Raw genomic sequence first — 5,045 nt, 5'->3', positions numbered from 1 at the left:
CGCGTTTTCCTCGCCAAAGATCGAATGCGGCGGGTCCTTGAACACCACGGCAATTTCCGAGGTCCGCTCGCGCAGGCGCTTGCCGGTGCGCAGATAGAACGGCGCGCCCTTCCAGCGCCAGTTCGACACGTTGACCTTGATCGCCACGAAACTTTCAGTGCGGCTGTCGGGATTTTCCACATCGTCGTGATAGGATTTCCCGGCCTCGTCGGCCTCGTATTGGCCGCGCACGATATCTTCGGCATGCACCGGGTCCAGCGCCCGGATCACCTTAAGCTTTTCGTCCCGCACCGCGTCGGGTTCAAACGCATAGGGCGGCTCCATCGCGATCAGGCACAGCAATTGCATCATGTGGTTCTGCACCATGTCGCGCATCGCGCCCGAGCGGTCGTAATATTCGGCCCGGCCACCGACGCCGACGGTCTCGGCCACGGTGATCTGGATGTGATCGACGTTGCGGGCATTCCACAACGGTTCGAACAGCATATTGGCAAAGCGCACCGCCATCAGGTTCTGCACGGTTTCCTTGCCCAGATAATGGTCGATCCGGTAAATCTGATGTTCGTCGAAATGCTCGGCCAGCGTCTGGTTCAGTTCCCGCGCGGTCGAAAGATCATGGCCAAAGGGTTTCTCGACCACGATCCGGCTGTCGGCATCGGCGATTTCCCATTCATGCAGGCGCTCGGCCAATTCTCCGAACAGGCTGGGCCCGACCGAGAAATAAAACGCACGGATCACACCGGGGCGCATCATCTCGGCCAGCTCACGCCAGCCGACCTCGCCGCGCCCGTCCATGGTCACGTAATGACAGTTGTTCAGGAAGGCCTCGATCGCGTCGGGGTCATGGCTGGCAGGCGAGACATAGGTCTCAAGCGAGTGCCGCAATATGGCGCGGAATTCGTCCACGTCGATCTCGGACCGTGCGGCGGCGATGATCCGCGCGTCATCGGGAATCTGCCCGCCGTGATAGCGACGATACAGACCCGGGAAAATCTTGCGCTGCGCCAGATCGCCGGTGCCGCCAAAGATGATCAGATCAAACGGGTCGACCGGAATTACGCGAAAAACCATTAGCCTCTACCAGTTGCGCCACAGCTTTAACGCCAGAACGGCCAAGTGCTGCACTGCAGAGTCTAGCAGTAAGATCAGTAATTGCGAGAGTCTATGTCCCCTATGCGTCCAGTTCCGCATCCCAATACAGGAAATCCATCCAGCTTTTATGCAGATGGTTCGGAGGAAACTTGCGTCCGACATTGCGCAGCTCTTCGGCGCCGGGCTGACGCGGGGCTTTTCGCAGCGCCATTCCCGCCTGTTTCAGACTTTTCGAGCCCTTGTGCAGGTTGCAGGGCGAACAGGCCGCGACCACGTTTTCCCAACTGGTAATGCCGCCGCGCGCCCGAGGCACGACATGGTCAAAGGTCAGATCACCGCGCCCGCCGCAATATTGGCAGGAAAATTCGTCCCTCAAGAAAAGATTAAAGCGCGTGAAGGCCACGCGCTTTTGAGGTTTGACGTAATCTTTCAGGACAACAACCGACGGTATCCTGATGGTGGTGGTGGGGCTTCGGACCACATGATCATATTCGGCCACGATATCCACCCGGTCCAGAAACACCGCCTTGACCGCTTCCTGCCATGGCCACAGCGACAAGGGGTAATAGGACAAGGGCCGGTAATCCGCGTTCAACACCAGCGCCGGGTGATGCTTCAGCCCGCCGGGTTGATGTACGAATGTTGTTCTGAAATCGCCGTCCATCGAAGTGACTCCGCCTCCGCCCTGTCTGCCTGTATCCGGCACCAAGGCGGGAGCAACCCGCCCCAGCACAACTTTACTATATATGGCCTGTTTCGTCTGACAAGCCCTACATATGCCAAGGTTCGCAGGAAAACCCCTAACCCGCGCAGATCACAGGCCAATGACAGAGACTGACAAAATCCTGCTCAAAGTTTAAGCTTATCGCATGAGCACCCAGAATCCCCCTGCCCCGCGCCTGACCGCGATGCTAGAGACCGCGCTTTACGCCCGCGATCTGGACGCGGCCGAGGCGTTTTATGGCGGCGTGCTGGGGCTTGAGAAACTGACCCGGATCGGCAACCGGCATGTGTTTTTCCGGGTCGGCACCGGGGTGCTGCTGATCTTCAACCCCGACGAGACCGTGAAACCGCCGCTGAACCCGGCGATGCCGGTGCCACCTCACGGCGCGCCCGGCCCCGGCCATGCATGTTTCGCGGTGCCGGAACCAGATCTCAGCGCATGGCGCGCGGCGCTGCTTGCGGCAGGCGTTCAGATCGAGGCCGATTTTCATTGGCCCCACGGGCCGCGCTCGATCTATTTCCGCGACCCGGCCGGGAATTCCCTTGAAATGGCCGAGCCGTCGCTTTGGTCGGCGTTCTAGTCTTCTTCCATCCCAAGACGGTTGCGCATGAACGCCAGCGCCACCGACAGGCCGTCGGGCGCGATGCCATGGCCGGTGCCCTTCATGACATGGGCATAGACGTCGAACCCGGCCTCACTCAGCGCCTCGGCAGCCTCGGGCAGCGATTGCGGCGGCACCATGTCATCCATGTCGCCATGCACCAGCAGAACCGGCGGGCGGCTGATCACCTCATCCACCAGCCATTCCGAATGCATCAACCGCCCCGAGAACCCGACAACGCCGGCAAACGGCTCTAACCGCCGCGGCGCCACCTGCAACGACATCATCGTGCCTTGCGAAAACCCGAACAGGATCACCCGATCAGGGGTCAGACCCTCTTCGGCTATGACCTGATCCAGAAAGGCGTTCAGATCGTCCTCGGCCCGCTCCATCCCGGCGTCGCGCTGTTCTTCGCTGGATCCGTCAAGCCATGGAATCGGGAACCACTGATAGCCCATCGGCGCGGCGGCACAGCGCTCGGGCGCGTCGGGGGCGATAAAGGCGGTGCCCGGCATATGCGGCGTCAGCGGATCGGACAGGCCCAGCAAATCCGCGCCATCCGCGCCATAGCCGTGCAGAAAAATCACCAGCGACGAAGCATCGCCAATCGCCGGGCCGCGCCGGGCGCTTTTCAAAACTCTGGTCATCGGATTCCTTCCCGTTCTTTTGCCACGCGGTAGTAAGCCCAAAGCGCCCGCGCCGCAACGCCCCGCCACGGGGCCCAGGGTTCAGACATCTGGCGCAAGGCCTTTTCCTTGGGCCGTGCTTCCAGCTCAAACAACATCCGCACCGCCTCTTGCAAGGCCAGATCGCCCGGCGCAAAGGCATCGGCCCGTCCCAGACTGAACATCGCATAAATTTCCGCCGTCCAGCGCCCGATCCCCGGCACCTGCGTCAGCGTGGCGATCACCTCTTCGGTCGGTTGCGCGCGCAGCGCCGCATAATCGATCCGCGCCGACGCCAGTGCCCGCGCATAGCGGATCTTTTGTCGGCTCAGGCCACAGGCCCGCAAATCGTCATCACTGGCCCGGATCACCTTGCGCGGCCCGGTCAGACCCGCTGCCTGCAACCGGCCCCAGATCGCGTTCCCGGCCGCCACCGAAACCTGCTGGCTGACAATCGCATCCATCAGCGCCGTGAACCCGTCCTCGCGCCGCCGCAACGGCAGCGGCCCGGTCATCTCCAGCGCCCGGCCGAACCGCGGCTCGACCGCCACCAGATGCGCCGCGCCTTCGGCCAGACAATCCGTGGTCTCGATGATCCGCCCAACCATGCCGCGCCCCTTCTTCTTCGTGAAAATATCCCCGCCGGAGGCCAGAATCCGCCGCGCCCCCGAAACTGGGCGCAACGTTACGACAATATATCGTATCTTCTGCATCTGTGGCGTCTTTTCAACGTCATGGGGGCACAGTATGGCAGCATCATGAGCACACTGACCGACACCCCCGCCCCCGACAACGCCCGCGCCCGGCGCAATGTGATGTTTCTTGTCATGGCACAGGCGTTCCTTGGGGCGCAGATGCCGATGATTTTCACCATTGGCGGGCTGGCCGGGCAATCGCTGGCGAAAAATGCCTGTTTCGCGACGCTGCCGATCTCGATGATCGTGCTGGGGTCGATGCTGACGGCGACACCGATTTCGGCGCTGATGCAGAAATTCGGACGCCGCGCCGGGTTTTTTGTCGGCACCGGCGGCGGCGCTTTGGGGGCGGCGATCGGCGCGTATGGCCTGTATCAGGCCTCGTTCCCGATCTTCCTATTGGGGTCGCTCTTTACCGGGATCTACATGTCGGCGCAGGGGTTCTATCGCTTTGCCGCTGCCGATACCGCCTCCGAGGCGTTCCGCCCCAAGGCGATCTCTTACGTGATGGCGGGCGGGCTGGCGGCGGCGGTGATCGGGCCGCAACTGGTCAAGGTCACGGCCGACGCGATGATCGTGCCGTTCATGGGCACTTATCTGGTGGTGCTGGGGATCAACCTTGTCGGCTCATTCCTGTTCCTGTTTCTCGACATCCCGAAACCGCCGGTTCCGGCACATGACGCCCCGCGCGGCCGCTCAAGGCTTGAGCTGTTGCAGACCCCGCGCATCGCGGTGGCGATCATCTGTGCGCTGGTGTCCTATGCGCTGATGAATCTGGTGATGACCTCGACGCCGCTGGCGGTTGTGGGCTGTGGTTTTGACAAGGCCGATGCCGCCAACGTGGTGACGACCCATGTGCTGGCGATGTATATTCCATCGTTCTTTACCGGCCATTTCATCGCCAAATTCGGGGTGGAAAAAGTGGTGGCAACCGGTCTGGCGATCCTTGCCGGGGCTGGTCTGGTGGCGCTGAACGGTGTCGATCTTGAGAATTTCTTTATCGCGCTGGCGCTGCTGGGGATCGGCTGGAACTTTGGCTTTATCGGCGCCACGACCATGCTGGCAGGCGCGTATGCGCCCGAGGAACGCGGCAAGGTTCAGGGCCTGAACGACCTGATCGTGTTCGGCGGGGTGACTTTCGCGTCGCTGGCCTCGGGCGGGCTGATGAATTGTTCGGGCGGCACCGCGCAGGTGGGTTGGACCGCTGTCAATCTGGCGATGGTGCCGTTTCTGGTGCTGGCCGGCGGGGCGCTGATCTGGCTGGCGCT

Annotated in this window: 6 protein-coding genes; 2 read left to right on the top strand and 4 right to left on the bottom strand. The window is 62.0% G+C overall.

Annotated features, from left to right (window positions below):
* A partial coding sequence (zwf, locus tag ABYW26_RS10245; RefSeq protein ID WP_372604744.1) for a glucose-6-phosphate dehydrogenase occupies window positions 1–1,071 on the bottom strand: 1,071 nt, incomplete at its 3' end.
* Window positions 1,072–1,171: 100 nt separating this feature from the next.
* Window positions 1,172–1,756 carry an HNH endonuclease gene (locus tag ABYW26_RS10240; protein ID WP_372604743.1) on the bottom strand — a complete coding sequence of 195 codons (585 nt, stop codon included), beginning with the start codon at window positions 1,754–1,756 and terminating at the stop codon, window positions 1,172–1,174.
* Window positions 1,757–1,961: 205 nt separating this feature from the next.
* Here ABYW26_RS10240 and ABYW26_RS10235 point away from each other — a divergent pair, with 205 nt between their 5' ends.
* The gene (locus ABYW26_RS10235) at window positions 1,962–2,396 is read left to right on the top strand and encodes a VOC family protein (protein ID WP_372604742.1); all 435 of its coding nucleotides are present in this window, start codon (window positions 1,962–1,964) and stop codon (window positions 2,394–2,396) included.
* Here the strand turns inward: ABYW26_RS10235 and ABYW26_RS10230 are convergent.
* Together ABYW26_RS10230 and ABYW26_RS10225 are read right to left on the bottom strand one after the other, a co-directional pair.
* A complete protein-coding gene (locus ABYW26_RS10230) occupies window positions 2,393–3,064 on the bottom strand; it encodes an alpha/beta hydrolase (protein WP_372604741.1) in 672 nt (223 codons plus the stop codon). The two genes, ABYW26_RS10235 and ABYW26_RS10230, sit on opposite strands and share 4 nt — an antisense overlap.
* Window positions 3,061–3,690, bottom strand: a complete 630-nt coding sequence (locus tag ABYW26_RS10225; protein WP_372604740.1) for a DNA-3-methyladenine glycosylase — start codon at window positions 3,688–3,690, stop codon at window positions 3,061–3,063. Before ABYW26_RS10225 ends, ABYW26_RS10230 begins: the two co-directional genes overlap by 4 nt.
* 150 nt (window positions 3,691–3,840) lie before the next feature.
* Here ABYW26_RS10225 and ABYW26_RS10220 point away from each other — a divergent pair.
* Window positions 3,841–5,045 (top strand): MFS transporter (locus tag ABYW26_RS10220; protein WP_372604739.1); only part of this gene is annotated, 1,205 nt, incomplete at its 3' end.

The organism is Actibacterium sp. (assembly GCF_041584535.1).
Lineage (GTDB): Bacteria > Pseudomonadota > Alphaproteobacteria > Rhodobacterales > Rhodobacteraceae > Actibacterium_D.
This window is presented reverse-complemented; position numbering and strand designations above follow the sequence as displayed.